The following is a 26,261-nucleotide window of genomic DNA, read 5'->3' as shown; positions in this document are numbered from 1 at the left end:
GACGTGGATCGCATTGTGATTTCGGGCATGCGCTTTTACGCCTACCACGGCGTGTTGCCCGAGGAGACGCGCCTGGGGCAGGAGTTCCTGGTGGACGCGGAGCTCTACCTGGACCTGCAGGCTGCGGGGCAGGAGGACGACATCCGGCAGACGGTGCACTACGGGAAGGTCTACCAGACGGTGAAGGCGATCGTGGAGGGCACCCCGTTCAAGCTGATCGAGGCCGTGGCGGAGCGGGTGGCCGCCGAGGTGCTGGCCCAGTACCGCAACGTGGAGGCCGTGACCATCCGGGTGCACAAGCCGCGGGCGCCGATCCCGGGCGCCCTGGGCGGCGTGATGGTGGAGATCCAGAGGAGGCGTGGCCGGTGACCACCGCGTACCTTTCGCTGGGGGCGAACATCGGCGACCCGGAGGGACAGCTGGTCTCGGCCCTGCGCCGGCTGGCGTCCGCCCCAGGGACCAGCCTGGCCGCGGTGAGCGGGCTGTACCGCACGGCGCCCCAGGGGCTGACCGACCAGCCGGACTTCCTGAACTGCGCCGCCCGCATCGAGACGGCCCTGGACCCGTACGGGTTGCTGGCCCTCACGCAGTCCATCGAGGCCGACCTGGGCCGGGTGCGCACGATCCGCTGGGGCCCGCGCACCATCGACATCGACATCCTGCTGCACGGGCAGGCGCGGCTGGACGGCCCCGGGCTCACCCTGCCCCACCCGCGCATGCTGGAGCGCGCCTTCGTGCTGGCGCCGCTGCTGGAGGTGTGGCGCGACGGGGAGGAGCCGGCCGGAATCAGCCGGACGGCGCTGGAGGGGCGGCTCTCGGACCTCGGGGACCAGCCGGTGGTGCGGATCCGGGACCGGCAGTCTTTGCTGAGGCAGATTCAGGGGGTAGAATAAAGCCAATGGGCGGGACGGCCGGCACGGCCGGACAGTGAAGCCGAGGAGGTCTGCGGAATGACCCTGAACCCAGTTGCCGTGGAGGAGTTGGTGCGGCGGGCCCTTCTGGAGGACGTGGGCCCCGGCGACCTGGCCACGTCGGCCGTGGTGCCGGAAGACGCCCGGTGCACGGCGACGATCGTTGCGGGGGCGGCGGGCGTGCTGTGCGGGCACCCGGTGGCCCAGGCGGTCTTCCGGGCGGTGGACCCCGAGCTGGTCTATGAGCGGCTCGTGCCGGAGGGCGGCGCCGTCGACGACGGCGTCCCCGTGGCCTCGGTCTCCGGTCCTGCACGGCCCATCCTCACGGCCGAGCGGGTGGCGGTCAGCCTGTTGCAGAGGATGAGCGGCATCGCCACCGCGACCCGCCAGCTGGCCGACGCGATCAAGTACTACCACGCCCGCCTCGTCGCCGGATGGGAGACGGTCCCCGACCTGCGGGTGATCGCGCAATACGCGGTGCGGATCGGCGGCGGCCAGGTTCAGCCCTACGGACCGACCGGCGGGATCCTGGTACGGGCGGGCCACCTCGCGCTGGCGGGCGGCGTACGGGAGGCGGTGGTGGCCGCCCGGAAGGGCGCGCCGCCGACGAGCCGGATCGCCGTGGAGGTGGTGTCGCTGGAGCAGGTGCAGGAGGGGGTCGATGGGGGCGCGGACATCCTGGTGCTCACCGGCATGGATCCCGAGACCGTGAAGCGGGCCGTGGAGATGGTCGCCGGCAGGGCCGCACTGGAGGTCTGCGGCTCCGCCGATCCGGCGCACCTCACCGAACTGGCCAAGACGGGCGTGGACATCATCAGCGTCTGCGACCTCGCCCACGCGGCCAGGCCTCTGCCCTTCCGCCTATCCTTCGGGGATCCGAAAGCGCTGGAAAAAGAAGACTGAAGATTGACAGGTCACGGGGCCCGGCCATCCGGTATAATAGAGGTACAGGAAGGGACCGAAACCCCAGGCGGAACGGCGGCGGGCCTTTCCCGCAGGAGTCGGTCATCGGGCCGCCAGGGGGGATCCGGGGACTTCCGAGTCTGTCCCCGTGGAGGTGCTGGGGTTATCGACTCCGAACTGCATAGCGCTCGGCATGCGGCCCGGGTCGTTGACCCGGGCCGCATGCAGTCATGCTATAATCGTCCATGAGTTTTCGTGGAGCCGGGCCCGCACCGGAGCAGGCCGGCCACCGGGGAGGTCGCGCACGGATGCTGCTCACCATTGACGTCGGGAACACATTCACGGTCGCCGGCGTGTTCGAGGGTCAGAACCTGCTGGCGGAATGGACGGTGACCACCGATCCGAACCGCACCATGGACGAGTACGGGATGCTGTTCACCCAGCTGATGGCGCGCGCCGGCTTTTCATCCGGCCAGGTGACGGCCGTGGCCATCGCGTCCTCGGTCCCGCCGCTGGTCCCCACGCTCGAGTGGATGTGCCAGAAGTACTTCAACCTGAAGCCGCTGGTGGTCGGTCCCGGCGTCCGCACCGGCATGATGATCCGGTACGACAACCCGCGCGAGGTGGGGGCGGACCGGATCGTGGGCGCAGTGGCGGCCTTTGACAAGTACGGCGGGCCGCTGATCGTGGTGGACTTCAGCACCGCCATCATCCTCGACGCCATCTCCGCCCGGGGAGAGTACCTGGGCGGCGTGATCGCGCCCGGGATTGTCGTCTCGGCCGACGCGCTGTTCCAGTTCGCTGCCAAGCTGCCCCGGGTCGAGCTGGTCCGGCCGCCGCGGGCCCTGGCCCGGAACACGGTCCACGCCATGCAGTCGGGGATCATCTTCGGCTTCGCCAGTCTGGTGGACGACCTGGTGGAGCGCATGATGGCCGAACTGGATCCGGAGGGAAAGGGGTGCAAGGTCGTCGCGACCGGCGAGCAGGCAGAGCTGCTGGCCGGCGAGTGCGCGACGATCCAGTACTGCGATCCCTCCCTCACGTTGACCGGACTGCGCATCATCTACGAACGGCACCAGGCCCACGCCCGGGGGGGAAGGTAGCCCATGCTGCTCGCTGTCGACATCGGGAACACCAACATTACCGCGGGGCTCTTCCTGGAGGATGAGCTCATCTGCATGTGGCGGATGGCCTCCAACCGCGCGGAGACCTGGGACGAATACGGGCTGCAGCTGATCCAGCTGCTGGAGCGGGACGGACACACGCCCGCGGACATCACCTGCGCGGCGATGGCCTCCGTGGTGCCACCGCTCAACCCCGTCCTCAGCCGGGCGGTGCAGCAGTACCTGAAGGTGCAGTTGAAGGAGCTGACCGGCGACCTGCGCAGCCTGCCGGCGGTCCGGTACGACAACCCCGCCGCCCTGGGCACCGATCGCCTGGTCAACGCCCTGGCTGGCTGGGAGATCTACGGGCGGCCCCAGGGGCGGCCGGTCATCGTGGTGGACTTCGGCACCGCCACCAAGCTGGAGTGCGTGAGCGCCGAGGGGGAGTACCTGGGCGGCGTGATCGCGCCCGGCATCCGCACCGCCGCCGAAGCGCTGACCCGCAGGACGGCCCTGCTGCAGCGGGTGGAGATCCAGCGGCCCAAGTCGGTGATCGGCCGGAACATCGCCGCCAGCATGCAGTCGGGGATTCTTTACGGCTTTGCCGGCCTGGCTGACGGCCTGGTGCGCCGGCTGACGCAGGAGATCGCACCAGACGGCCCCGATCCCGTGGTCGTGGCGACGGGCGGGCTCGCCTCGATGGTCGCGGTGGAAAGCCGGACGATCCAGATGGTCGACCCGCACCTCACCCTCCAGGGGATCCGCCTGATGTACGAGTTGAACTGGCCGGACGCCGCGGCGGAGGCGTAGGCCGGCGGGGAAGGAAAGGGCGAGCGCTCGGGCGAAACAGTGGCGTAGCGGTACACATCCAAAATCCAGCCAACGGAGGTACTCCATGACCAGCTTGCGATTGCGGGCGGCCTCTGCGCTTCTCGCCCTGACGCTTCTCGTCACCGGTTGCGCCCGGCAGACGCCGCAGCAGCAGGAGGATGTGCCGACGCTGGAGCAGCTGCGGGAGCGTGCCGCGGCGGCCTTTGACGGCACCGCCTCCAGCGCGCAGCGGCGCACGGCGGCAGAGAACGCCGTGCGCACCCTGCTCGGCCTGCTGCAGCGGCCCGAATCCTTCCAGATCAGCGACGACGAGTGGACGGCGTCTCCCCGCCCCGGCCTGGAGGCCATGGTCCGCCACATCGACCTGGGCGCCGGGATCCACCTCTATGCGCTGGCGCTGCCCGGGCGGACCCTGGTGGACGAGATCGACCGGGTTGCGGTGCAGGTGCGGTCGGGCAACTCGCCCCGCGCCTTCGAGCTCTCGCCGCTGCCGGCGGCGCGCTTGGTGTCGGCCTACCTGCACGACACGCCCGGCGCGCGGCGAATCACCCTGGCCCTGCAGGAGAACGAGCGGAGCGGTTACATCGCGCACTTCTCCGGTCCGGCGGCTGGCCCGTTTGAGCTTGTGACCGACGCCTTCGCCGGAATGGAGGGGACCTACGGCCCGGCGCGGCTGACCGTGGTCGACGGGACCCTGCAGGTGGCGCTGGAGCAGGGGACGTGGTCGCCGGCCTTCGATCCGAAGGACGGGTCGCTGCATCTGGCGACCGAGATCTTCCTGAAGTTTGACGGGCGCTTTTCGCTGGCGGACGAATCCCGCTTTGACGCCTTTGCGCTGCTGGACATCGCCGCAGATCCGCTCCGGCGGTGCCAGCGGGAGGGCGACTGCCCCGAGGCGGTGACCGCGCGGGTCGGCACTTCGCGCGAGCAGGCGGCCGAGGCCGCCTGGGAACTGGCGAAGGCGAAGCTGACTCGGCAGTTGGAGGCCGGCTGGTCAGACAGCCTCACCGCCCGGCTCCCAACGGGATCCCGCATGCTGTCGGACGAGGGCCGCGGCCTCTCGGTGAGCCTGCTGAGCATCCCTGCCCCCGGCCAGTACCTGAAGGGACGGTACTTCAACGTCGTCCAGTTCCGCACCAGCGGCGTGCCCGCGACCCGGGCGCTGCCCCTGCCAGGGCTGGTGGAGTCGGTGCGGGGGTTTGCGCACCGCGGCATGCCGGCGATGCTGGTGGTTGTGGACGACTCGGCAGGGCAGGAGGACGTGGGGACGGCGAAGCGCACCCTCTACCTGCTCAGGCTGGACGCGGGGAATGACTGGCAGTTCGCGTCCGACTGGGTGGGCTACGTCACCCGCGCGCCGTACTGGAATATCGGGGACGTGACCGCCGATGAGATCACCATCTCCTGGGAGCCCGCGCTGTACCCGCTGTTCAGCGTGGAACTCCAGGACGGAGACGAGCCGCACGTGACCGTCTGCCAGTACCCCGGCCGGTGCCACCAGCTGACGTGGGTCGACGGCCGGCTGCATTCGCTGCCGCTCCTCACCCACTACATGGGGGAGCTCACCCGCCCGCACGGGGAGGAGGACCTGGTATGGGCGGCCAGCCAGATGGCCGAGTTCCTGGCCCTGGTGGACCCCGCCGCCCTGACGGGCGGACGGCTGAGCCAGCTGGTCGACCCCGACGGGTCGCTGGGGATCCGGGTCTTCGATGTCGGGGAGAACACCCGGGTGATCACCCTGCCGACGGGCCCCGGCGGCATGGGCATGGCCGTGATCCACGCCCCGGGACAGGCGGAGCTGGTGAAGACCTATGACGGCGTGGTGACACGGTGGGAGGGGGCGCAGATCGTCCAGGCCGGCCAGGAGAAGCGGCTCCTGCTGCTGGGCCGCTCCGACCGGGCGGCGGTGCTGCTCGCCTACCGCCAGCAGGGCGGCAGGTGGGTGCCGGTGGACGCGCTGGACGAGGCGGTCGACCGGAACGCGCTGCTGACGCTCAGAGTGACCCACACCCCCGGCGCCGAGCGGCCGGCCAGGGGGGTCGTCGTCCAGGGCGCCTTCGGGGTTTCTGCCTCGCTCACCGGCGGCGGCGCCTCCTTCTGCGAGGGCGGGGCCCTCTGCATGAACTACCGGTACGACGGCGGATGGGTGCTCAGATAACAAGCAGACGGACAGCCTGCACCGGAGGTGCAGGCTCAGGCTGCAGACAAAGGCGCCTCTTGTGGCCGCTCAGCGGCTCACAGGAGGCGCTTCTTGGTATGTACTTCCAGAAATTCGCCTGGATTTGCCTCAGTTGGGTGCTGGGGAAGTGGGAAACGGAGGGTCTTTCCCGGTATCCTTAGGCGCTCAAGGCATACGAAGATCGCCGGCTCTCTAAGAGGGCCAGCTTCTTCAAGTTCTGCGCCAGGGCCGACACCAGGCACTGGTGCTGCACACGTTTTCGGCCTCTGTATCGCGCATACCGCAGACCGTGCAACTCTTTGGCATCGGCAAAACTGCGCTCTACCGTTTCCCGCCGACGCTGTGCGAGGCGCTGCCCTTCATCCGTCTTCACAAACTCCCGCGCCTCTTCCCGCAGGTGCTCGTAGAGGTGGCGATGGATCACTTTCTGCTTCGTGGTGGAGCGAGTACACTGGCCAAGGAGTGGACACGACGCACAAACCGAAGCATCGGATCGGTAGACTCGGTAGCCGTCACGGTTGGTGGTGACGTACGTCAGCCACTGCTTGGCCGGGCAGCGGTAGGCATCCCGTGAAGCGTCATACTTGAAGCGCCACTTGCCCATCAGTTCCTTGGGCGAAGGGTGACGGCGATGCGCTACCGCAGCCTGAATCCCTCGCTTGGACAGCAGGTGCAGAACCTCCAAGGTGTTGTACCCGGCATCGACTCCAACCTTCTCGACCTTCAGCCCGTGCCGGTCAACACGGGAAAGGCACGTGGGGTAAACCTGGGCGTCGGTCATCGCCGCCGACGTGACGAGCACGTCGAGGATGAAGCCGTGGCGACCATCGACGGTGCGGTGCTGCAGGTAGTGAAACCCGTCAGGCTTCCCCTCACGGCGAAGCATCGCCGCTTCCGGGTCCGTCAGGCTGACCGTCATCTCGTCAACCGACAGATCCGGCTGCGGGTCTTCTTTGCGTTCGGGCAAGGGCTTCAGCCCGTGGGCCTCGCGGTCAGCGTTCACTGCGGCCAGTAAGCCATCCTCCGTATCATCATTTGCCGCACACTCTTCCCGTTCGGCCCGACGAGCCGCCAGGTGCCGTTCCCGGGCTCTGGCGATGTCCTCCAGGGTAACGCCTTTCGTACCTTCTTTGGCAATCCGACGCTTGTTGGCGTTTGCCTTCAGGTGGCTGGAATCGGTGAAGATCATGCGACCATCGATGTATCCGGCATCAATGGCCTGCTTGACGACATGGTCGAACAGTTCCTCAAACAGGCCGGAGTCCTTCCACCGACGGCTGTAGTTCTTACCTGGCGTGGTGAAGTGCGGGACCGGATCGGTAAGCCCCAACCCCAAGAACCAGCGGTAGGCGACGTTGACCCGGATCTCCTCGACCAAACGCCGATCCGATCGGATGCCGAAGAGGTATGCGATGAGCTCCATCTTCACCAGCACTACTGGATCGATGGCCGGTCGCCCCCGGTCGCTGTAGAACCTGGCCGTGCGTTCCCGGATGAAGTCAGTATCAAGTATCGCTTGGATCTTCCGGAGCAAATGATCTTGGGGCACCAAGTCTTCGATCAGCACGAGCTCATACTTGCGCTGAGCATGTCCATGTTCCCGAAGCACCGCATTCACCACCGCCAGATACTGCTTATGTTGCCATTGTACAACAAAATCCGGGCACCCGCGAGGGGTTACCCGGATTTTGTCTTCAACCTGACCCTGCACCGGAGGTGCAGGCTGTTTTCGTCCTTATTCTTTGAGAGGTTGATGCATCCAGTCGGGACCGATCTGGCTGCCGACCCAGGCCTCGCCGTCCTCCCAGACCTCTTTCTTCCAGATGGGCACGATCTGCTTCAGCCGCTCGATGGCGTGCCGGCAGGCCTCGAAGGCGTCCGCCCGGTGGGGGGTGGCCACGGCGATGACTACGCTGGCCTCGCCGATCTCCAACCTGCCCACCCGGTGCACGATCGCGGTGCGCGCACCCGGCCAGCGCTCCGCGATCTCCCGCCCGATCTGTTCCATCTGTGCCACGGCCATCTCGGGATAGGCCTCGTACTCCAGGTAGACCGTGCGCCGGCCCCGGGTCCACTCCCGAACCGTGCCGACGAAGACCAGCGTCGCGCCGGAATGCGGGTTGGTGACCCTGGCGGCGATCTCGTCGGCCGAGAGGGGCTCGGTGGTGATGGCGAAGAGCGGAGGCTCCGGGTCATCGGCCCCCCCGCTGACCGGCGGGATGAGCGCCACCTCGTCGCCGTCGGCCAGCACCCGGTCGGCGGGGGCATACTCGCGGTTGACGGCCACAGAGAGCACCGGGGCGAGGCGGGCCAGGTTCGGGTACTGCTGCGTCAGGATCTCCAGGAGCTGCGCGGTCGTCCGGCCGGCCCAGTCGCCCTCCAGGGTACGCCGGCCCACGGCGTCGGCCGCCGCCGCGAAGAGTTTCACCGTTACCAAATTGGGAACCCTCCCGGGGAACGCGAATGCTTGCCTACAGTATAGACCAGCGGCCGAGAGCCCGTCCACCCGGCCGTTCCTGCGCGGGCCCTCGCTTTCCAGCGGGGATCGGGTGGCGTATACTTGAACTTGGGAAGGGGGCACTCCAAATGGTCAGCGTGGACCTCATGAGCGTGGCCATGATCGAGGAGACCGCAACCGTCATCCTGGTGCTGCGTGCAGCGACGTTGAAGCGCCTCCTGGTGATGGAAGTGGGTCTGCTGGAAGGCCGGGCCATCACGCTGGAAGTGGAAGGGATCCGGACGCCCCGCCCGCTGACCCACGAACTGACCCTCCGAGTGATGGAGGCCCTGGGGGCGACGATAACCCGGGTGGTGATCTGCGACTACCGCGACAGGACGTTTTTCGCCAGCCTGGAGCTGCGCACCGCGGACGGCCGGGAGCTGACGATCGATGCCCGCCCGAGCGACGCCCTGGCCCTCGCGCTGCGGCTGAAGGTGCCGATCATGGCGGAGGAGAAGGTGCTGGACGAGGCCGGTCTGGACGAGCACGAGCTGTCGGAGCGGCAGGCCCGGTTCCAGGTGCCGGAGAGCGATGACGAGGGGGAGCCCGTCCTGCACTAGCAGGCGGACCTTCTCTACGTGCAGCCAGTGCCGAGGGGGGAACTGGATTGGAGCGCAGGTTCGGAGAGTTGAACCCGCCACAGCGGCTTCTGATGGGGCCAGGCCCTTCCAACGTGGACCCGCGAATCCTGAGGGCGATGGCGACGCCGGTCATCGGCCACCTGGATCCGGCGTTCCTGTCGATCATGGATGAGACCATGGGCTGGCTCCGGGAGGTGTACGAGACCCGGAATCACCACACGGTGCCCATCTCGGCCACGGGCTCGGCCGGCGTCGAGGCGATGATGGTCAACCTGCTGGAACCCGGGGACGACGTGGTGGTGGGCATTATCGGCTACTTCGGCCAGCGGATGGCGGACGTGGCGTCCCGCACGGGGGCCAACGTGCGGGTGATCGAGGCGCCCCTGGGCGAGGCGATCCCGCCCGAGCGCTTCGAGGAGGAGCTGCGGCGCAAGCCTGCGAAGCTGGTCGCCCTGGTGCACGCCGAGACCTCGACCGGGGCGGAGCAGGAGATCGCGCCGGTCGCGGAGATCGCCCACCGCTACGGCGCCCTGATCGCCATCGACTGCGTGACCTCGCTGGGCGGTATGCCCGTCCGGGTCGACGAGTGGGGCGTGGACGCGGCGGCGTCCTGTTCGCAGAAGTGCCTGGGCGCCCCGCCCGGGCTGTCGCCGGTCACCTTCAGCCCCCGGGCGATGGAGGTCATCACCGGCCGCAAGTCCAAGTGCCAGTCATGGTATCTGGACGTGAACCTGCTCTTCGCCTATTGGGGTGACGGCAAGGCCAACAACCGGGTGTTCCACCACACCGGGCCGATCACGATGATCTACGCCATGCGGGAGGCGCTCCGCATCGCCCTGGAGGAGGGGCTGGAGGCCCGCTACGCCCGTCACCGCAAAGCGCACGAGGCGTTCGCCGCCGGCCTGGAGGCGATGGGGCTCACGCTCTTCACCAAGGGGAAGCGGCTGCCCATGCTCAACGTCATCAACATCCCCGAGGGCATCGATGACCTGGCGGTCCGCCGCCGGCTGCTGGAGCAAAACATCGAGATCTCGGGCGGTTTCGGCCCCCTGGCCGGCAGGGTCTGGCGCGTGGGGCTGATGGGCGTCAACGCCAACCCGGCGCCGGTGATCACCTTGCTAGGCGCCCTGGAGCAGGCCCTGGTGGAACAGGGGTACCGCTGCGAGCGGGGCGCGGCGGTCGCGGCTGCCCGTGCGGTGTACAAGCAGTCTACTTAGGTTGGTGGTGGAAGGCGGCTCTCCGGCTGCGCCGGCGGGGCCGCCTTCCGCGCGCCTGCGGGATGCGGGGTGTGGGCCTCGCCGGCGGGTGTTACACCAACTCGATCTCCAGCGCCCGCTTCAGCCGCAGCGACTCCTGCGTGGCTGCCGTGAGGGCGTGCAGGACGTCCCGGAAGACGTCCTGGGCCGGGGTGAACGCAAACCGGACCTCCGCGACGTCCGGCCGGCCGGCGACGAATGCCCGGTGCCAGCGGGTCACCGGCGGGAACTTCGGAAGCTCCGGCAGGAGCACGGGGGCTCCGGAGCCGCCCATCTCTGGCGTGCGGAGTCCGCAGATCCCGTCTTCCCCGAAGCGGAGCGAGGCGAAGAAGCACGCGAACCAGCCCCGCTCCAGCCCCGGGGTGGAGCGGAATCCCACGGGGGGCGGGAACTGGCGGAGGGCGATCCGGATGCCCCGGGGAGTGAGGGAGACGCGGGCGCTGTCGGACGCGGCGACGTCCGCCTCCCCCTGCCCGCCGAAGAGCGAGCCCAGGGCCGCGCCGGAGGGCGAGTGGAAGGTCAGCGTGGGAACCTGGTGTGCAACCAGCCGCTGGGAGGCGCGCAACGCCTCGTCATGAAGTACGCCGGCCCGCACCGGCTGGAGGCGGAGACCATCCACCGCGCCCAGCCGCATCAGCAGAGGGAAATCCTCGGCGCCAAGGAGTTCCACCGCTTCCTGCATCCGTGAGAGGTGAGCAAAGGGGATCAGGTGCTCCGTCCCTCCCGGCACGGAAAAGCGCAGTTTGTCGAACAAGCCATCCCCTCCCCTTATTCGAAGCGCGAGGGACCAAAATAAGGGCCGCAAATACCCAGCAGCCGGAATCCGGGCGTGCACACACCTCGGCCTTGCGACGAAACCCGTTTGGCACAAGGCTTGTGCGGAATTGTACAAATAGGAGGAGCTGTCATAAGCGATGCTTATAACCGTGATTGCTCCCAGCAATAGTCTTTCAGAACGTTGACAGTACTTTGTACGCAGGACTACAATGGGTTCGGTCTACGGCTTGTGGTACGTTCGAACTAGCACGTGTCCTGCGAAGGGGCAAGGTCCAGTATGGATTGGACGGAGGCTTCCTGACAAGAGCAAGTGGGGAAGGAGCGTACCGGGAGTATGCGAGAGTTTGTGAGACGCAATCATTTCCTGCTTCGGCGGCTTCACTCGCTTGCCGGTGTTGTTCCCGTGGGCCTCTTCCTGGTGTTCCACCTGTTCGAGAACTCGAAGGCCATGTACGGGCCCGAGGCGTACAACGAAGTCGTGCTGTCCATCAACTCGCTGCCGTTTATCCTGTTCATCGAGATCTTTGGCATTTTCCTGCCGCTTTACTTCCATGCGATCTACGGCATCTACATCGCGGCCGACGCCCGGCACAACGTCTCCCAGTACAGCTACGGCCGGAACTGGGCCTTCCTGCTGCAGCGCATCACCGGTCTGGTGACGCTGGTCTTCGTGACGTACCACATCTGGCACTTCCGAGTCCAGAAAGCCCTGGGCGTCTATGACGGGAACCTGGAACTGCCGGGCCTGCCCAGTTACACCATCGTCGCGGAGGCCTTCGCCAGCCCGCTGGCCAAGGTACTCTACGGGATCGGCATCGTGGCCGCGGCGTACCACTTCGCCAACGGCCTGTACACCTTCCTCATCACCTGGGGGATCACCATCGGCCCGCGCAGCCAGCGGGTCTCGAGCCTGGTCACGAACCTGCTGTTCGTGCTCGTCTCGGCAATGGGCCTCACCGCCCTGTTCGCATTCCAGATGTAGGAGGGAACGGTCGTGCGACGCAATCTCATTGTCGTTGGCGGCGGTCTGGCCGGGCTGATGGCCGTCATCAAGGCTGCCGAGGCCGGGTTCCACGTCGACCTGATCTCCCTGGTCCCCGTCAAGCGTTCCCACTCTGTGTGCGCGCAGGGGGGCATCAATGGCGCGGTGAACACCAAGGGCGAGGGTGACTCTCCCTGGATCCACTTTGACGACACCATCTACGGCGGCGACTTCCTGGCCGATCAGCCGCCGGTCAAGGCCATGTGTGAGGCGGCCCCGGGCATCATCTACCTCTTCGACCGGATGGGTGTGCCCTTCAACCGCACGCCGGAGGGGCTGATCGACTTCCGGCGCTTCGGCGGCACCCTGTATCACCGCACCGCGTTCTCCGGCGGCTCCACCGGCCAGCAGCTGCTGTACGCCCTGGACGAGCAGGTGCGCCGCCACGAGGTGGACGGCAAGGTCACCAAGTGGGAGGGGTGGGACTTCACCGGTCTCGTGCTCCACGAGGGCCGGGTGGTCGGCTGCACCGCGCAGAACCTGCGCACCATGGAGTTCCGGGCGTTCAAGGCCGACGCGGTCATCATGGCCACGGGCGGAATCGGCATGATCTTCGGCAAGTCCACCAACTCGGTGATCAATACCGGCTCCGCCGCCGCGATCGTCTACCAGCAGGGTGCATGGTACGCCAACGGCGAGATGATCCAGGTGCACCCCACCGCCATCCCAGGCGACGACAAGCTGCGGCTCATGTCGGAGTCGATCCGCGGCGAGGGCGGCCGCGTCTGGACCTACAAGGATGGCAAGCCCTGGTATTTCCTCGAGGAGAAGTACCCCAAGTACGGCAATCTGGTCCCGCGCGACATCGCCACGCGCGAGATCTTCGACGTCTGCGTCAACCAGAAGCTGGGCGTCGACGGCAAGAACATGGTCTACCTGGATGTGAGCCACATCCCGGCAGAGACCCTGCGCCGGCGCATCGGCAACCTCATCGACATGTACATCAAGTTCGTCGGCGACGACCCCACCAAGGTGCCCATGAAGATCTTCCCGGGGGTCCACTACAGCATGGGCGGCCTCTGGGCGGGCTACGAGAAGAAGGCCAACAACGACATGGACATCTCGAGCCCGAAGAGCTTCATGACCAACATCCCCGGCCTCTACGCCGCCGGCGAGGCCTCGTTCCAGCATCACGGCGCCAACCGGCTCGGCGCCAACTCGCTGGTCTCCTGCGTCTTTGACGGCATGGTGACCGGCCCTGCGGCCGTGAAGTACGTCCTGGGGCTCAACACCACCCCGGCCGAGGAGTTGCCCGAGTCGATTTTCGAGGCGGCCGTGCGGGAGGCCGAGGCCAAGTACCAGCGCATCCTGCGCATGGACGGTCCCGAAAACCCCTACGTCCTGGCCGACGAACTGGGCAAGGTCATGACCGACAACGTCACCGTGGTGCGGTACAACGCCAAGCTCCAGGAGACGCTCGTGAAGATCGCCGAGCTGAAGGAGCGGTACGAGCGGATCGGCGTACCCGACACCGGCAGCCACTCCAACCAGCCCGCTGTGTTCACCCGCTGGCTCCACGGCATGCTGGTCCTGGCGGAGGTCATCACCAAGGGCGCGCTGGCCCGGAACGAGTCCCGCGGGGCGCACTACAAGCCCGAGTTCCCGGAGCGGGACGACGCGAACTGGCTGAAGACCACCATTGCCCGCCACACCGAGGACGGGCCGGAGCTGTTCTACCAGCCGGTCGACATCACTCACATCCAGCCCCGCAAGCGGGACTACTCGAGCAAGTAAGGGGGTACGGGAACCGTGGCCGATCAGAGGAAGTTCATCGAACTCCGCATCAGGCGGCAGGAGGCACCGGATAAGCCCTTCTACTGGGAGGAGTTCCGCATCCCGTACCGCCCCGGCATGAACGTCATCGCCTGCCTGATGGAGATCCAGCGCAACCCGGTCAACGCCGAGGGCAAGCGCACCACGCCGGTGGTCTGGGACTCCAACTGCCTGGAGGAGGTCTGCGGCGCCTGCTCGATGGTGATCAACGGCAAGGCCCGCCAGGCCTGCTCCGCCCTGGTCGACAACCTGACGCAGCCGATCGTGCTGGAGCCGCTGAAGTCGTTCCCCCTGGTCCGGGACCTCATGGTGGACCGCTCCCGCATGTTCGAGGCGCTGAAGCGCGTGAAGGCGTGGATCCCCATCGACGGTACCCACGACCTCGGCCCCGGGCCGCGCCAGTCGCCCGCCGACCAGGAGTGGATGTATAAGCTGTCGGAGTGCATGACCTGCGGCTGCTGCATGGAGGCGTGCCCCAACTACAACGAGAAAACCGACTTCATCGGTCCCGCGCCGATCTCCCAGGTGCGGCTGTTCAACGCCCATCCGACGGGCAAGATGCACGCCCACGAGCGGCTGGAGGCCCTGATGGGCCCGGGCGGCATCATGGAGTGCGGCAGCGCCCAGAACTGCGTGCGGGCCTGCCCGAAGGGGATTCCGCTCACCACCTCCATCGCCGAGATCCAGCGGCAGCTCACCGTGTACGCCGTTAAGAAGATGTTCATGCAGTAGCGACGAAAGCGGGTTCGCCGGCCCTTCCGCGGGGTGGCGAACCCGCTCTCTTGTACCTAACATTACGGTGCGACGAGGCCGCTCCAGTTCAGGTACAGCAGGGGCAGGTTCCAGGGGAGCGTCGCCGTGAGCACCAGGCCCAGGCACCGGACCAGGGGCAGGCCCGAGATGCGGTGCACCCCTGCCGTCTGGGCCACGACCCGCCACACGAGGAACGGCACAGAGGCCCAGAGCACCAGCCAGTCCCGCTGCGTGAGGTAGGGGACGAAGGTGACGATGTCCTCCACCAGGAACAGCACCCACACCAGCCCCGTGTACTTGGCCGCCTCCTGGAGTTCGATCTTCCAGCCGAAGATGCGTCCGCTCCAGAAGAGCAGCACCGCCTGCACGGCGAACAGCGTCAGCATCAGGTTGAGAAGGCTCCAGAGCAGTGCCCCTGCCGGCAGTGAGGGCACGGCTGAGCGCACGCTGGGATGGAAGAGCAGCATGACGGCCTCGACGGTGAAGACGGTCAGCAGGATCCAGAGGTAGGCGAAACGCATCTGCGTCTGTGCCTGCGCGAAGGTTTCCGCCGGCCGCAGCAGCATGCCGCGGATCCAATCAGGCAAGGCCAAGGCCAACCCTCTCCTTCATCAGTCATAGGGCAGGGGCTCCCGCCGGGCTGCCACGCTCTGGACCAGGCCGATGGCGGCCATGTTGGCCAGCAGGGCGGTGGGTCCGTAGCTGACGAAGGGCAGCGGGATACCGGTGACCGGCATCAGCCCCATGGTCATGCCGACGTTCTCCAGAACGTGGGCGCCGAACAGGCCGGCGACCCCGACGACCAGCAGGGTGCCGTAGCGGTCGTTGGCGGAGAACGCGATGATCGCCAGCCGGAGGAACAGCAGCGCGTAGAGGCCGAGCAGCACGGCGCCTCCGACGAACCCCCACTCCTCGACCAGCGCCGCGAAGGCGAAGTCGGTGTGGGGGAAGGGGAGCCAGCCGTTCTGCTGATACTCGCCCTGCTTATACCCCTTGCCCCAGATGTCGCCGCTGGCGATCGCCATCTTGGACTGCAGCACCTGCCAGCCGGACCCCTGGGGATCCTTCTCCGGGAAGAGGAAGGCGTCGATGCGGGACCACTGACCCGGGTTGATGTTCAGCGGGAAGACGGTGCCGTATGTGTAGTGGCTCCAGACGGACCCGACGACGAACGCGGCCAGGAGAATCCCCGCCGCCAGCAGCTTCCGCCCCGGGAAGCCGCGGCCGTAGACCATGACGACGCCGATCACGGCGAACACCAGGGCGGTTCCCAGGTCCTTCTGCAGGACCACGGCGCCCAGGACGGGGAGCACGTGGAGGATCGGCGGCGCGAGGTGCCACCACGCGTCCAGCCGCTCCATGTCGTCGAGCTGCTTCGCCAGCGTGATGATCAAGAGCACCTTGCCCAGTTCAGACGGCTGCACCATGATGACGCCGAGGTCCAGCCAGTTCTTGTTGCCCATGACCTCGACGCCGAACGCCACGACGGCCAGCAGCATCGCCACGTTGAACCCGTAGATCCACCAGTGGAGGGCGCGCAGCTCGTTGTAGTCAAGGAGAAGCAGGATCGCCCAGGCGAAGATGCCCATGACGAGGGCGGCCGCCTGCTTGATGAGGTCCGCCTTGACCTCGTAGCTCGGCGCGGCGCTGGAGATCACGACAAAGCCGATGGCAGTGATGGCGAGGACGATGGCGAAGAGCGGCCAATCGATCATCCTCCAGAAGCGGCCGTGCCAGTACAGTGCGAACACCCCCTACAGCCCTATACCATTCGGTTGGACCGGCGCGAACCCCTCTTGGTTTCTTCTTGGCGCAAGCGCACAAAATGGGAGGGGCGGCAGCGCTCCCCTCCGCAAAAAAAGTGCCACCCGCAGGTGGCACGCTTATCGGCGAGTGATCAGGGCTGTACCTTCTTCGGCAGGCCCAGGTTGGCCCGGCCGTCGCGCGGACGCGCCTCGTTGACGGTCAGCGGGCGGCCTGCCCACTCCGCACCGTTCAGGGCATCGATCACCAGCTGGGCGGCTTCGTCGGGCACTTCCACGAAGCCGAACCCGCGACTGCGGCCGGTCTCGCGGTCCGTGACAATGCGAGCGGAGATGACCTCGCAGTACTGCGACACGGCGTTGTGCAGGTCCTCGCTGGTGGCTGCCCACGGCAGGTTACCGAAATAAAGGGTCTTGGCCATCTGCTCTCGTACTCCCGTCTCTGTGAATTTCTCGCAGCCGATGCCCTGAGGCAACGTCGCGACGTTTTCTTCAGTTTACACGTAGGGCCGGTTGGCGTGCAAGAGGGTTTGACCCCGGTACACCCGTCAGGTACAGTAAAATCACCCAACGAGGAGGCGGATCCGAGGTGCCGAGGCTCATCGCAGTGCTTTTCGGTCTCCTGCTTCTCGTCAGTTGCTCCGCACCGCCTGCGGGTCCTGCCGGGGCGGCGGAGGGCGGCGGTGCTGCCGGAGGCGAGCCCCCTGGCAGGGGCGCCGCAGACCCGCCCGCGGTGGAGGCAACCCCCATAGTATATGACCTCGTCATCGCCGGCGGCACCGTGGTCGACGGGACCGGCGCGCCCGGCTTCCGGGGCGACGTGGCGGTCAGCGGCGACCGCATCGTCGCCGTGGGCGACGTCGGACCGTACCGGGCGGAACGGGTCATCGACGCAACGGGGTTGGTGGTGGCCCCCGGGTTCATCAACCCCCATTCGCACACCCACGACGACCTGCTCAACCCCTTCATCGAGCGGGACGCCAAGGCCTCGCTGATGCAGGGCATCACCACTGAGATCGGCGGCGTGGACGGCCGGTCGCCGGTGGACATCGGCGCGTTCCTCTCCCGGCTTGAGGCGGAGGGGACGGGCGTCAACTACGGTACCTACCTGGGGCAGGGGTCCGTGCGCGCTCACGTGATGGGATGGGCCGAGGGACCGGCCGGCGAGGCGCAGCTGGCGGAGATGAAGCGGCTGGTGCGCGAGGGCATGGAGGACGGGGCCCTGGGCCTCTCCACCGGGCTCGAGTACCAGCCCGGGTCCTTCGCCGGAACGGCGGAGTTGGTGGAACTGGTGAAGGAGACCGCCCCTTACGGCGGCATCTACGCCACGCACATGCGCAGCGAGGGCGACGCCCTGGTGGAGGCGATCGAGGAGGCGCTGGAGATCGGTCGGCAGGCCGGCGTCCCCGTGAACCTTTCGCACCTGAAGATCGTGCACTACCGGAACTGGGGCAAGGAGGACGAGGTCGTCCGTCTGATCGAGGAGGCCCGGGCCGCCGGGCAGCGGGTCTTTGCCGACGTCTATCCCTACCGGGCGCCGGACTACGCGGTCAACCGCCCCCTCGCGGAGTGGGCTTCGGCCCTGCCGCCGGAGCACCTGCTGATCGTCGACGGGGCGCCCGGGGAGCTGCAGGGGCTGACCGTGGCAGAGGCCGCCGCACTGCTGGGCCTGCCGGAATCCGAAGCGGCCCGGAGTCTTCTGGCGCGGCACCCGAACACCCGGGTCGTGGCGCTGGTCTCCAGCGAGCGGGCGATGCACCGGTTCTACGCGGCGGACTGGTCCGTCGTCTCCACCGACGGGGAAGCGCAACCGAAGCTGGCCACGGCGGCGGAGGCGCGCGCCTACGCGTTCCACCGGCGCTCCTACGGCACCTACCCCCAGCTGTTCGAGGAGCTGGTGCGCAAGCGCGGGGTGCTCACGCTGGAGCAGGCCGTCCGCAAGTCCACCGGCCAGGTGGCGGACGAGCTGGGCCTGAAGAGCAGGGGCTACGTCAAGCCCGGGCAGTACGCCGACCTCGTGCTGTTCGATCCGGCGACCGTTGCCGACCGGACGACCTGGCTGAGCCCGCAGGAGTACCCCGAAGGCATTGCCTACGTGCTGGTCAACGGCCACGTGGTGGTGGACCGGGGCGAGTGGGTCGGCGGGCGCCACGGCCGGATCATCCGGCGGGGCGAGGAGTGAGGGCCGGCGCTCCGGCCCGCGGAGAGGAGGACCTGGCGATGGCCTTCTGGTTGATGAAGACCGAACCAACCGTCTACAGCTACGACGACCTGGAGCGTGCGGGGCGCGACCTCTGGGACGGGGTGCGCAACGCGGCGGCGGCCAGGAATATGCGGGCGATGAGGCCCGGCGACCTGTTCCTCTTCTACCACACCGGCGACGAACGGGCGGTTGTGGGCGTCGGGCGCATCGTCAGCGAGCCGTACCCCGACCCGACCGATTCGGAGGGCCGATGGGTCGCGGTGGATGTCGAGCCGCTCTACCGGTTCAGAACCCCGGTGACCCTGGCCGATGTTAAGGCCGATCCCCGGTTCGCCGACTGGGCCCTGGTGCGCCAGTCGCGCCTGTCGGTCATGCCGGTGAGTCAGGAGCAGTGGGCCTGGCTGCACGAGATGGGCGGGACCGAGCTCCGGGAGGCGTGAGCCGGGGGGGCGTGAGCCAGGGCGTGCGGCCCCCGTTCGGCCCTGGGAGATGGCGTGATTACGGGCGAGACGTCAGGAGAGGGGTGTCCCTCTCCTGACGATTTTTCTGTCATCTCACGGACCCCCTGAAACGCGCGCGGCGCCCCGAATCGTCTGTATTGACGGTGAACGGAGTGACCAGAGAGGAGGGGTTCTCTTGAGGGTGCGACGACTGCTGAGCGTCGTTCTCGCCCTCGTGCTGCTGCTGGGGGCGGCGCCGGCCCCGGCGGCGGCAGCGTCAAGGGGCATCGGTCTGGGACTCGGTCTGGGGCTCGGTTTCCTGGACGTCCCTGACAGCGACTGGGCCTGGCCGTATGTGGTGGAGATGCAGCTCAAGGGGCTCATGAGAGGCGTCGGCAACGGCCTCTTCCAGCCCTCGGCGCCGTTGACCCGAGCCGAGGCGGTGACGGTGGCCGTGCGGCTCATGGGGCTGGAGGATGAGGCCCAGCGGCTGAGTGAGAGCCGCATCCGCGAGCTGCTGCCCTACACCGACCGCGATCAGATTCCGGCATGGGCAAGGCCCTATATCGCTGTCGCGGTCGACTACGAGATCATGCCGATCGCGGAGGACGGCCTGCTGCGGGCCAGCGAGAAGGCGAGCCGGCTCTGGGTTTCCGTGCTGCTGGTCCGCGCGTTGGGCTACGAGGCCGAGGCGCAGGCCAAGATGACGGCGAGCCTGCCGTTCAAGGACGGCGATCTGGTGCCCGCCTCGCTGGTGGGTTACGTGGCGGCCGCCGTGGACCACGAGCTCGTGCAGGGCTTCCCCGACGGCACGTTCCGGCCCAACGACCCGATCACGCGGGCCCAGGCGGCGGCCCTGCTGTCCCGCACCGACCGACAGCTGGGCGAGCAGGGGCGGTTCCGTCCTGGTTACCTGGCGGGCGACCTGGTGTCGGCCAGCGAGCGGAACCGGACAATTACCCTGTCCGTGCAGGGTCGCAACCGGACGCTCTCGGTGGCCGCGGACGCGCCGGTCTTCCTGGATGAACGCCGGGCCGGCCTCGACGACCTGCCGAAGGGCGCCCGGGTCTCGGTGGTGCTCGACAGCGACGAGCGGGTGCTGATGGTCATCGCCCACTCGCCGGTCAATCTGCCCGGAGTCAGCGACGTGACGGGCGAGATCAGCGCCATCTTCCAGCCGTCCGAGATGGCCGGCGGGCTCGGGCTGCTGGTTCTGAAGCGCTCGGGCGGCAAGGAGCAGACCTACCCGCTGGCGCCGCAGGTGACGGCGACCTACAATGGCCGGTCCATCGCGCTGAACCAGCTGCGGGTCGGCGATAAGGTGCGGCTCAACGTCATCGCGGGAGTCGTCGTGGCCATCGAGGTGACCGAGCGCGGCTCCGGCGCCGGCACGGAGGACCAGATCAAGGGCACGATTGTCTCGGTCCAGCCGTACTCGATTTCGTTCCTGGGGTCCATCCGGGTGCGGGTCGGCAACAGCACCCGAACCATCACGGTGGCGCCCGGAGCGGTCATCACCCGGGAGGGCAACAGGGTGGACCTGACGGATCTGGAGCCCGGGGATGAGGTGACGGTGCGGCTGGCCGGCGGCATCGCCATCCGCATCACGGTCGACAAGCCCGCCCGCACGGAGGAGACCGTTCGGGGTGAGATCCAGTCCGTCCAGCCGGCGACGAAGAACACCCAGGCCCGGCTGCGCCTGCGCACCGAGGACGGCCGCACCCGCACGGTCACCCTGGCCGCCAACGTCGTCATCCGCCAGGGCAACAACCGGCTGACCGTGGCCGACCTGCGCCAGGGGGATCAGGTGCAGGTCCGGCTGGTGAACGGCGTGGCCGAGGAAGTCCGCGTCCTGTCCCGGGGCCCGCTGGTGGAAGAGGTGAGCGGGACCATCCAGCAGATCACGCCGGCCACCCGGACTTCCGGTCCGAAGGTGACGGTGAACACCGGCAAGGCGACCCGCACGGTGACCCTGGCCAGCGACGTCTCGATCCGGCACGGCAGCCGCAGGCTGCAGGCGGAGGACCTGCGGGTCGGCGATGAGGTCACCATCACCGTGGTGGACGGCGTCGGCACCGAGATCACCATCCACAAGCGCGGTCCGCTGGTCGAGGAGGTCTCCGGCACCCTGGAGAAGGTGGAGGCGGCCACCCGGAACCAGCCCGCGCGCATCACGGTGAAGACCGACGGCGGGAGCAGGCGCATCAACCTCGCCGAGAACGTCTCCATCCGCTACCGCAACACCCCGCTGCGGCTGGAGGAACTGCGGGTGGGCGACCAGGTGGTCGTGAAGACCGTGGACGGGGTCGGTACGGAGGTCACCGTCCGGAGCCGCGGGCCACTGGTCGAGGAGGTCTCCGGCACCCTGGAGAAGGTGGAGGCGGCCACCCGGAACCAGCCCGCGCGCGTCACGGTGAAGACCGACGGCGGGAGCAGGCGCATCAACCTCGCCGAGAACGTCTCCATCCGCTACCGCAACACCCCGCTGCGTCTGGAGGAGCTGCGGGCGGGCGATGAGCTGGTCGTGACGACGGTGGACGGCGTCGCCACCGAGATCCGTGTCGAAAAGCGCGGGCCCCTGGTCGAGCAGGTCACCGGGACGATCGAGGCGATCTACGACGTGTCGATCCGGTTCCGGTCCAGCATCGTGGTGAACACCGGCCGGGAGAAGGTCAGCATCGACCTGGATCCTGAGGTGCAGATTATCCATGGCCGGCAGCGGCTAGAGCCGGAGGACCTGCGGGTCGGCGACAGGGTGACGGTGACCCTGAAGGACGGCGTCGCCACCGAGATTGCGGTCACCGAGCGCGGCCCCGTGACGGAGAAGATCACAGGGACCATCGTGGAGGTCTATCCCGTCTCGATCACCTTCCGGGCCAGCATTGACGTGCGGACCGACGAGGGCGTCCGGAACATCCCGCTGGCGGCCGACGCCTCCATCCGGCGAGGCGACAGCCCCATCCGGATCACCGACCTGCAGCCCGGCGACCGGGTGATCGTGACCCTGGTCGACGGCGAGGCGGCCGACGTGCTGGTGGAGGAGATCCCGGCCCAGGAGGTCACCGGCCAGCTGGTGGCGATCTACCACGTTTCCATCGACTTCTCCCCCAGCCTGCGGCTGTACACTGGCGACGGCCAGCAGCGGGTCCTTCTCAGCCCGGCCACGTCCTATGTCCGGGACGGCCGGCGGGTGGAGCTGGACGACTTGCAGGCCGGCGACCGGCTGCGCATCCGGTTGGTGAACGGCATCGCGGACCGGATCCTCGTTGAGGAGCGGCCCGAGGTGGTGGAGCTCACCGGGACGATCCGGGCCATCGCGGACGACGTGATCACCCTGCGGGTGAACGGGCGTCAGGACCGGAAGCTGATCCTGGCCGAGGAGGCGGTGCTTACCCTGGGCGAAGGGAAGATCCGCGTGAGCGACCTCCGCATGGGCGACCGGGTCACGGTGAAGGCCCGGGGCGACGTGGTCCTCCAGCTGGAGGTGGAGCGGCGCACCGGCCGGTAGCGGACGGAGCTGCGCTTCCGGCAGGCACCCGGTAAACGCCGGGGCTGCGCCGACATGGCGGCCGGAAGACAACAAGAGGAGCAGGGCGTGAGCACACGCCCTGCTCCTTCTCACTGCTGTAGGTTCGCTGCGGCCAGGGGCTTGTGTCCCTAGTCTGCCGAGGTGACTTCCATCCGGGCCAGGTGCTCGTACCGGCGCCACCTGGTCTCGACGGCCTCCTGGGCCGACCGGAGGAGCTCCTGCGCGGCCTCCGGATTGAACTTGCGGAGCTGCGCATACCGGGTCTCGTTGTAGATATACTCCTCCAGCGACACCTTCGGCGCCGGGCAATCCAGCTGGAACGGGTTCTTGCCCTCGGCCACCAGGCGCGGGTCGTAGCGGTAGACGGGCCAGTGACCGGACTCGACGGCCAGCTTCTGCTGGACGAGACCCTTGGCCATGTCGATGCCGTGGGCGATGCAGTGGCTGTAGGCGATGATGATCGACGGGCCGTCGTAGGACTCGGCCTCGCGGATGGCCCGGATCACCTGGGCGTCGTTGTAGCCCATCGCCACCTGGGCGACGTAGACGTTGCCGTACTGCATGGCGATCATGCCCAGGTCCTTCTTGCCCACCGGCTTGCCGCCGGCCGCGAACTTGGCCACCGCGCCCAGCGGCGTCGACTTGGAGGCCTGGCCGCCGGTGTTGGAGTACACCTCGGTGTCGAGCACCAGGATGTTGACGTTCTTACCCGAGGCGAGGACGTGGTCGAGGCCGCCGAAGCCGATGTCGTAGGCCCAACCGTCGCCGCCGACGATCCAGACCGACTTCTTGACCAGGTAGTCGGCGATCGCCGCGAGCTGCTCCGCCCGCGGGTCGGCGATGGCGGCCAGCCGCTTCTTCAGCTCGGCCACCCGCTCCCGCTGCGCCTCGATGCCGGCGGTGGTGGACTGGTCGGCGCTCAGCAGGGCGTCGGCCAGGTCGGCGCCGATCTGGTCACGCAGGGCGTCGACCAGCTCGGCGGCCATGGCGGCCTGCTTGTCGACGGCCAGCCGCATGCCCAGGCCGAATTCGGCATTGTCCTCGAACAGCGAGTTGGACCAGGCCGGGCCGCGGCCCTCGTTGTTCTTCGCCCACGGGGTGGTCGGCAGGTTGCCGCCGTAGATCGAGGAGCAGCCGGTGGCGTTGGCGATGAGCGCCCGGTCGCCGAACAGCTGGGAGATCAGCTTCAGGTACGGGGTCTCGCCGCAGCCCGCGCAGGCGCCGGAGAACTCGAACAGCGGCCGGGCCAGCTGCACGTTGCGGACGTTGTTGAACGGGATCTGCGTCTCGCTGATGTCCGGCAGGGAGAGGAAGAAGTCCCAGTGGCCCTGGGCCTGCGCCCGGGCGGCCTCGACGTCGGTCATGTTGATGGCCTTGTGGGACGGATCCTGCTTGCTCTTGGCGGGGCAGGCCTCGACGCACAGGGCGCAGCCGGTGCAGTCCTCGATGGAGACCTGGATGGTGTACCGCTTGCCCGGCAGCTCGCGGAAGCGGGCCGGCATGTGCTTGAAGCCCTCGGGAGCCGAGGCCAGGTCCGCTTCGTCCGCCACCTTGGCCCGGATGACGGCGTGCGGGCACACGAGTACGCACTTGCCGCACTGGATGCAGACGTCCGGATCCCAAACGGGCACCTCGAGGCCGATGGACCGCTTCTCCCACTGGGTGGTGGCGGTCGGGTAGGTGCCGTCGGCAGGGATCAGCGAGGTGGGCAGCAGGTCGCCGCGGTTGGCGATCATCTCGGCCGTCACCTTCTGGACGAACTCCGGCGCCTCGGGCGGAACCGGCGGCCGCAGGTCGAAGGTGGAGGTGACCTCGCCGATCTTCACCTCGTGCAGGTGGGCCAGGGCGGCGTCGACGGCGGCGAAGTTCTTCTGCACCACCGTCTCGCCCTTGCTGCTGTAGGTCTTCTCGATCGCCTTCTTGATCTTGGCGATCGCCTCGTCCTTGGGCAGCACGCCGGAGATGGCGAAGAAGCAGGTCTGCATGATGGTGTTGATGCGCCGGCCCATGCCCGTCTGCCGGGCGACGTTGTCGGCGTCGATGGCCCAGAGCTTCAGCCCCTTCTCCACCACCTGCTGCTGGAAGGACCGCGGCAGGTGGTTCCACACCTCGTCCGCCGGGTACGGCGAGTTCAGGAGCACCGTCGCCCCCGGCGTCGCGGCGTCCAGCACCGGGTACTTGTACAGGAACACGAACTGGTGGATCGCCACGAAGTTGGCCTTCTGGATCTGGTAGGTGGACTTGATCGGCCGCGGGCCGAAGCGCAGGTGGGAGATGGTGATGCCGCCGGACTTCTTCGAGTCATAGACGAAGTAGCCCTGGGCATAGAAGTCCGTCTCCTCGCCGATGATCTTGATGGAGTTCTTGTTCGCCCCGACCGTGCCGTCGGAACCCAGGCCCCAGAACACGGCCCGGTGGACGTCGTCGGCCTCGGTGGAGAAGTTGGGGTCGTACTCGATGTGGGTGTGGGTGAGATCGTCGACGATCCCGACGGTGAACCGGTTCTTGGGCCGGTCCTTCTTCAGTTCGTCGAAGATGCCCTTGATCATGGCCGGCGTGAACTCCTTCGAGCCCAAGCCGTAGCGGCCGCCGACGACGATGGGCAGGCTGGACCGCTCGCCGTTTATGACCGCGGTGGACAGGGCGGTCAGCACGTCCTGGTAGAGCGGCTCACCGGCCGAGCCGGGCTCCTTGGTCCGGTCGAGGACGGCGATGGCCCGCACGCTCTCGGGGATGGCCTTCAGCAGGGCGTCCGCCGCGAACGGCCGGAAGAGGCGGACCTTGATCAGGCCGACCTTCTCGCCGCGGGCGTTCAGGTACTCCACGGTCTCCTCGACGGCCTCGGCGCCCGAACCCATGAGCACGATGACCCGGTCCGCGTCCGGGGCGCCGACGTAGTCGAACAGGTGGTACCGGCGGCCGGTGAGCTCGGCCAGCTGGTCCATGCACGCCTGCACGATGCCCGGCGTGGCCAGGTAGTAGGGGTTCGAGACCTCACGGGCCTGGAAGTAGACGTCCGAGTTCTGGGCGGTGCCGCGCATGACCGGCCGGTCCGGCGTGAGGGCCCGCTCCCGGTGGGCCTTGACCAGCTCGTCGTCGATCATGGCCCGGATGACCTCGTCGGGCAGCAACTCGATCTTCTGGACCTCATGGGAGGTGCGGAAGCCGTCGAACGCGTGCACGAAGGGGACGCGCGCCTTCAGGGTGGCGGCCTGGGCGATCAGGGCGAAGTCCATGACCTCCTGGACGTTGTTGCTGAAGAGCATCGCCCATCCGGTCTGGCGGGCCGCCATGACGTCGGAGTGGTCGCCGAAGATGGAGAGGCCCTGGGTGGCGATGGCCCGGGCCGCGATGTGGAACACGGTCGGGGTCAGCTCGCCGGCGATCTTGTACATGTTGGGGATCATGAGGAGCAGACCCTGGGATGCGGTGAAGGTGGTCGCCAGGGCGCCGGCCTGCAGCGCGCCGTGGATCGCACCGGCGGCGCCGCCCTCCGACTGCATCTCCTGAACCTGCGGGACCGTGCCCCACAGATTCTTGATACCGGCCGCGGCCCACGCGTCGGCGAACTCGCCCATGGGGGACGACGGCGTGATCGGGTAGATGGCGATGACTTCGTTGGTGCGGTACGCAACGTAAGCTGCAGCCTCGTTGCCGTCGATGGTTACTTTCCTGGGCATCGTCTCACACTCCTATCACAGGCTGCACCGCTTGCAG

The 26,261-nt window shown here is 67.9% G+C and carries 21 protein-coding genes; 14 read left to right on the top strand and 7 right to left on the bottom strand.

Annotated features, from left to right (window positions below; translation table 11 throughout):
* The first annotated feature begins 3 nt into the window (after positions 1 to 3).
* The 6 genes from folB (at position 4) to STH_RS15820 (ending at position 5,906) form a co-directional block, all read left to right on the top strand.
* Complete coding sequence (gene folB / locus STH_RS15845; RefSeq protein WP_011197300.1) at positions 4 to 369, top strand: dihydroneopterin aldolase; 366 nt, start codon at positions 4 to 6, stop codon at positions 367 to 369.
* Positions 366 to 893: a 2-amino-4-hydroxy-6-hydroxymethyldihydropteridine diphosphokinase gene (folK, locus tag STH_RS15840; protein ID WP_011197299.1), complete on the top strand. Its 528-nt coding sequence runs from the start codon at positions 366 to 368 to the stop codon at positions 891 to 893. The genes folB and folK overlap by 4 nt, the downstream gene beginning before the upstream one ends.
* Before the next feature lie 57 nt (positions 894 to 950).
* Positions 951 to 1,814 carry a carboxylating nicotinate-nucleotide diphosphorylase gene (nadC, locus tag STH_RS15835; protein ID WP_011197298.1) on the top strand — a complete coding sequence of 288 codons (864 nt, stop codon included), beginning with the start codon at positions 951 to 953 and terminating at the stop codon, positions 1,812 to 1,814.
* 308 nt (positions 1,815 to 2,122) lie between these two features.
* Positions 2,123 to 2,917 carry a type III pantothenate kinase gene (locus STH_RS15830; protein WP_011197297.1) on the top strand — a complete coding sequence of 265 codons (795 nt, stop codon included), beginning with the start codon at positions 2,123 to 2,125 and terminating at the stop codon, positions 2,915 to 2,917.
* A gap of 3 nt (positions 2,918 to 2,920) precedes the next feature.
* On the top strand, positions 2,921 to 3,727 hold the full coding sequence (locus STH_RS15825) for a type III pantothenate kinase (protein WP_011197296.1): 807 nt from the start codon (positions 2,921 to 2,923) through the stop codon (positions 3,725 to 3,727).
* A gap of 85 nt (positions 3,728 to 3,812) precedes the next feature.
* Positions 3,813 to 5,906: a hypothetical protein gene (locus STH_RS15820; protein ID WP_011197295.1), complete on the top strand. Its 2,094-nt coding sequence runs from the start codon at positions 3,813 to 3,815 to the stop codon at positions 5,904 to 5,906.
* Positions 5,907 to 6,084: 178 nt separating this feature from the next.
* On the opposite strand, the gene STH_RS15815 is transcribed toward STH_RS15820, so the two are convergent.
* Together STH_RS15815 and STH_RS19825 are read right to left on the bottom strand one after the other, a co-directional pair.
* The gene (locus STH_RS15815) at positions 6,085 to 7,536 is read right to left on the bottom strand and encodes an IS1182-like element ISSyth2 family transposase (RefSeq protein ID WP_043713291.1); all 1,452 of its coding nucleotides are present in this window, start codon (positions 7,534 to 7,536) and stop codon (positions 6,085 to 6,087) included.
* 126 nt (positions 7,537 to 7,662) lie between these two features.
* Positions 7,663 to 8,355, bottom strand: coding sequence for a molybdenum cofactor biosynthesis protein (locus STH_RS19825; RefSeq protein WP_011197293.1), 693 nt, complete (start codon positions 8,353 to 8,355; stop codon positions 7,663 to 7,665).
* Between the two features lie 158 nt (positions 8,356 to 8,513).
* On the opposite strand from STH_RS19825, the gene STH_RS15805 reads away from it, so the two are divergent.
* Both STH_RS15805 and STH_RS15800 read left to right on the top strand, forming a co-directional pair.
* Positions 8,514 to 8,987: a bifunctional nuclease family protein gene (locus STH_RS15805; RefSeq protein WP_011197292.1), complete on the top strand. Its 474-nt coding sequence runs from the start codon at positions 8,514 to 8,516 to the stop codon at positions 8,985 to 8,987.
* A 47-nt stretch (positions 8,988 to 9,034) separates the two neighbouring features.
* Positions 9,035 to 10,225: a pyridoxal-phosphate-dependent aminotransferase family protein gene (locus STH_RS15800; protein WP_011197291.1), complete on the top strand. Its 1,191-nt coding sequence runs from the start codon at positions 9,035 to 9,037 to the stop codon at positions 10,223 to 10,225.
* Positions 10,226 to 10,316: 91 nt separating this feature from the next.
* Here STH_RS15800 and STH_RS15795 read toward each other — a convergent pair whose 3' ends face one another.
* A complete protein-coding gene (locus STH_RS15795) occupies positions 10,317 to 11,018 on the bottom strand; it encodes a hypothetical protein (RefSeq protein ID WP_043714365.1) in 702 nt (233 codons plus the stop codon).
* Between the two features lie 357 nt (positions 11,019 to 11,375).
* Between STH_RS15795 and STH_RS15790 the strand changes: the two genes are divergently transcribed.
* The 3 genes from STH_RS15790 to sdhB are packed head-to-tail and all read left to right on the top strand — an operon-like array spanning position 11,376 to position 14,588.
* Complete coding sequence (locus tag STH_RS15790) at positions 11,376 to 12,023, top strand: succinate dehydrogenase cytochrome b558 subunit (protein ID WP_050742325.1); 648 nt, start codon at positions 11,376 to 11,378, stop codon at positions 12,021 to 12,023.
* A 12-nt stretch (positions 12,024 to 12,035) separates the two neighbouring features.
* Positions 12,036 to 13,817: a succinate dehydrogenase flavoprotein subunit gene (sdhA, locus tag STH_RS15785; protein WP_011197288.1), complete on the top strand. Its 1,782-nt coding sequence runs from the start codon at positions 12,036 to 12,038 to the stop codon at positions 13,815 to 13,817.
* A gap of 15 nt (positions 13,818 to 13,832) precedes the next feature.
* Complete coding sequence (gene sdhB, locus STH_RS15780; RefSeq protein ID WP_011197287.1) at positions 13,833 to 14,588, top strand: succinate dehydrogenase iron-sulfur subunit; 756 nt, start codon at positions 13,833 to 13,835, stop codon at positions 14,586 to 14,588.
* Positions 14,589 to 14,650: 62 nt separating this feature from the next.
* On the opposite strand, the gene STH_RS15775 is transcribed toward sdhB, so the two are convergent.
* The 3 genes from STH_RS15775 to STH_RS15765 all read right to left on the bottom strand — a co-directional run bounded on the left by STH_RS15775 (position 14,651) and on the right by STH_RS15765 (position 16,794).
* Positions 14,651 to 15,202, bottom strand: coding sequence for a hypothetical protein (locus STH_RS15775; RefSeq protein WP_043714363.1), 552 nt, complete (start codon positions 15,200 to 15,202; stop codon positions 14,651 to 14,653).
* 18 nt (positions 15,203 to 15,220) lie between these two features.
* Entirely contained in the window at positions 15,221 to 16,324 is a 1,104-nt protein-coding gene (gene rodA / locus STH_RS15770) for a rod shape-determining protein RodA (protein WP_043714361.1), read from the bottom strand.
* Between the two features lie 182 nt (positions 16,325 to 16,506).
* Positions 16,507 to 16,794, bottom strand: a complete 288-nt coding sequence (locus tag STH_RS15765; protein WP_011197284.1) for an RNA recognition motif domain-containing protein — start codon at positions 16,792 to 16,794, stop codon at positions 16,507 to 16,509.
* Between the two features lie 167 nt (positions 16,795 to 16,961).
* Here STH_RS15765 and STH_RS15760 point away from each other — a divergent pair, with 167 nt between their 5' ends.
* From STH_RS15760 to STH_RS17605, 3 genes are all read left to right on the top strand, one after another.
* Positions 16,962 to 18,554 carry an N-acyl-D-amino-acid deacylase family protein gene (locus STH_RS15760; protein WP_148205612.1) on the top strand — a complete coding sequence of 531 codons (1,593 nt, stop codon included), beginning with the start codon at positions 16,962 to 16,964 and terminating at the stop codon, positions 18,552 to 18,554.
* A gap of 38 nt (positions 18,555 to 18,592) precedes the next feature.
* Positions 18,593 to 19,015, top strand: coding sequence for an EVE domain-containing protein (locus tag STH_RS15755; protein WP_043714358.1), 423 nt, complete (start codon positions 18,593 to 18,595; stop codon positions 19,013 to 19,015).
* Between the two features lie 202 nt (positions 19,016 to 19,217).
* Positions 19,218 to 22,523, top strand: coding sequence for an S-layer homology domain-containing protein (locus tag STH_RS17605; RefSeq protein WP_011197281.1), 3,306 nt, complete (start codon positions 19,218 to 19,220; stop codon positions 22,521 to 22,523).
* Positions 22,524 to 22,672: 149 nt separating this feature from the next.
* On the opposite strand, the gene nifJ is transcribed toward STH_RS17605, so the two are convergent.
* Positions 22,673 to 26,224 (bottom strand): pyruvate:ferredoxin (flavodoxin) oxidoreductase, encoded by a 3,552-nt coding sequence (gene nifJ, locus STH_RS15745; RefSeq protein ID WP_011197280.1) that lies wholly within the window; start codon positions 26,222 to 26,224, stop codon positions 22,673 to 22,675.
* Between the last annotated feature and the right edge of the window lie 37 nt (positions 26,225 to 26,261).

The sequence above is a fragment of the Symbiobacterium thermophilum IAM 14863 genome (assembly GCF_000009905.1).
GTDB lineage: Bacteria > Bacillota > Sulfobacillia > Symbiobacteriales > Symbiobacteriaceae > Symbiobacterium > Symbiobacterium thermophilum.
This window is presented reverse-complemented; position numbering and strand designations above follow the sequence as displayed.